4 protein-coding genes and 2 tRNA genes are annotated in these 2,040 nt (G+C 47.8%); 2 read left to right on the forward strand and 4 right to left on the reverse strand.

Annotated elements, in window-relative coordinates; translation table 11 throughout:
* The first annotated feature begins 68 nt into the window (after window positions 1-68).
* Entirely contained in the window at window positions 69-560 is a 492-nt protein-coding gene (locus tag Q0231_RS00050) for a hypothetical protein (protein WP_299343506.1), read from the forward strand.
* 78 nt (window positions 561-638) lie between these two features.
* Here the strand turns inward: Q0231_RS00050 and Q0231_RS00055 are convergent, their stop codons facing one another.
* From Q0231_RS00055 to Q0231_RS00070, 4 genes are all read right to left on the reverse strand, one after another.
* The gene (locus tag Q0231_RS00055; RefSeq protein WP_299343511.1) at window positions 639-893 is read right to left on the reverse strand and encodes a GlsB/YeaQ/YmgE family stress response membrane protein; all 255 of its coding nucleotides are present in this window, start codon (window positions 891-893) and stop codon (window positions 639-641) included.
* Between the two features lie 88 nt (window positions 894-981).
* A tRNA-Arg gene (locus tag Q0231_RS00060) sits at window positions 982-1,058 on the reverse strand.
* Window positions 1,059-1,133: 75 nt separating this feature from the next.
* Window positions 1,134-1,439: an ETC complex I subunit gene (locus Q0231_RS00065; protein ID WP_269394341.1), complete on the reverse strand. Its 306-nt coding sequence runs from the start codon at window positions 1,437-1,439 to the stop codon at window positions 1,134-1,136.
* Between the two features lie 32 nt (window positions 1,440-1,471).
* Window positions 1,472-1,548: transfer RNA gene (locus Q0231_RS00070), tRNA-Pro, on the reverse strand.
* Between the two features lie 116 nt (window positions 1,549-1,664).
* On the opposite strand from Q0231_RS00070, the gene Q0231_RS00075 reads away from it, so the two are divergent.
* The coding region (locus Q0231_RS00075; protein ID WP_299343509.1) for a hypothetical protein at window positions 1,665-2,040 on the forward strand (376 nt) is incomplete at its 3' end.

Consider the following 2,040-nt stretch of genomic DNA (forward strand, 5'->3'; position numbering starts at 1 on the left):
CCGAATAAAGGTAATTTGCGTCACAAATGGCGCTTTATGCGGCAATAGCCGTAATCGGGGAGCGTATAATGAAAAAAACTGTTTTAGGGGCGGTGGCCCTTGCGACACTGGTGCTGGCATCACCCGTCGTCGCACAAGAACTAACACAATGGGACAACGTTGAAGGTTGGGACATTATGGTTGATCCATCCCTTGGAAACGGTTGTCTTATTCAAGCGGCATATGAAGATGGTTCAATTGTGCGGATCGGTTTCGACCGCAATAATGAATCAGCCTACGTAACGGCCTTCAATGAAAGCTGGGGCGAGATTGTTGAAGGTGAAACCTACGTGGTAGGGTTTACACTGGACGACGAACCCTATGAGGGCGAAGCAAAAGGCATTTACCTGGGCGGGGTTCCGGGGGCAGATATCGCGTTTACCAATGAGGATTTTCTATTTGATATCGCTAAGAAATACACCATGACGTTGTACAATGGCGACGAGCAGGTCATGGCGATTGACTTGGCCGGTTCCTACGCTGCACTTGAAGCGGCCGTTGAATGCCAAGGCGCGCAGTAAACTCTATTCGTTGATTCTGCTAAATGCTGATCGAAATAGACCTGCTGGGCAAATCCGCTCAGCAGGTTTTTGTTCGGTTCAAATGTCTTTGATGACTTTAATGAGGAATAGCATAACGACAGCGCCGATTGTGGCATTGATGATGCCGCCAATTATTCCGCCGCCAATGGCGATGCCCAAAGAAGGCAACAAAATGCCGGCGACAAGGGCCCCAACAATCCCTACGACCATATTGCCGATTAGGCCAAATCCAAATCCTTTGACAATTTTGCCTGCTAGCCAGCCTGCAACAGCTCCAACAAACAAGAATGCAATTAAACTACCAATGCCCATCATTTTACCCTTTCGCCTAATATACCAAGTGCAAATGGGGAATGTTCCGTGAAAAACAAGGGCGTAGATTTTTGCGGTGGGGTCGTCATGGTGATCCCGGCAGGACTCGAACCTGCAACCTGCTGATTAGAAGTCAGCTGCTCTATCCAGTTGAGCTACGGGACCAATAGGTGGCGCTAAGCCAATTGACTAGCGAAATGATGTTAAACTCAGATGTCTAACGAAAGTGCAAAAAGCTGGTTAGTGTGTCCAAGGAGCCCGGCGGTCGCTTTTGAAATTATCAGAATAAGCAACTTTCTTCGGGGTCGCATCGTGTGGTTGCTGCACCACATACTCGATGTTCTTACGTTGGGCGTAGCTTTCAGCCGCTTCCAAAGAGTCAAAAGTGAGTTTCACTTGTGAATTCATGTCTGTGGAAGAGGTGTAACCCATAAGCGGATCAATGGATCTGGCAACTTCGGGTTCAAAAACAAGCACCCAGTGCTTGGTTTTGCCGCGGCCAGATTGCATGGCGTTCTTTGCTGGACGAAAGATTTTAGCGGTCATGATCCTACCCAATCATTGTTCCGTTGTGGTGATGGTCGGAGTAGCAAGATTCGAACTTGCGACCCCTGGTACCCAAAACCAGTGCTCTACCAGGCTGAGCTATACTCCGACATTCTCACAACGGATGTGATCACCGGACTGCGATGTACACATTCTTGTGGCATACTGCAAGTCATGTTATCTGCTCATTCTAAGAATAATGCACTTTTTTGTCTGGAATATGAGTTGCCAAAATTCAAAATCAACGCGAATGCAGCTCAAAAACCCTTGTCGTCTGCGGGTTTTAGCCCAAAATGGGTAGGTGTAAGTTTTTTTCTATTCCTCGCCGTTTTTTTGCTGACAATTCTTTGGGATCGAACAACGACTGAGCAATTGACCAATTGGCCAGAGAGAGAACGTGCGTTTTTTGCAGTTTTGGCCCGCGTTGGGGAATCAGATTGGATGCTTATTCCAACCTTGACCCTTTGGGTAGTGACGCAAATCATTGGCCGTTTTCCACTTGGATACACCCTGCGATGGGTTGTGCGCGGAACTGGAGCAATGAGCGGATTCATTTTTCTAGCTGTTGGACTGCCCGGTGCACTGTCCACCATATTAAAAG

It is taken from the genome of uncultured Maritalea sp. (assembly GCF_937139385.1).
Lineage (GTDB): Bacteria > Pseudomonadota > Alphaproteobacteria > Rhizobiales > Devosiaceae > Maritalea > Maritalea porphyrae_A.

Coding starts and splice junctions, on each gene's coding strand:
- Q0231_RS00050 (WP_299343506.1), top strand. CDS start 69: ATGAAAAAAACTGTTTTAGGGGCGGTGGCCCTTGCGACACTGGTGCTG.
- Q0231_RS00065 (WP_269394341.1), bottom strand. CDS start 1,439: ATGACCGCTAAAATCTTTCGTCCAGCAAAGAACGCCATGCAATCTGGC.
- Q0231_RS00055 (WP_299343511.1), bottom strand. CDS start 893: ATGGGCATTGGTAGTTTAATTGCATTCTTGTTTGTTGGAGCTGTTGCA.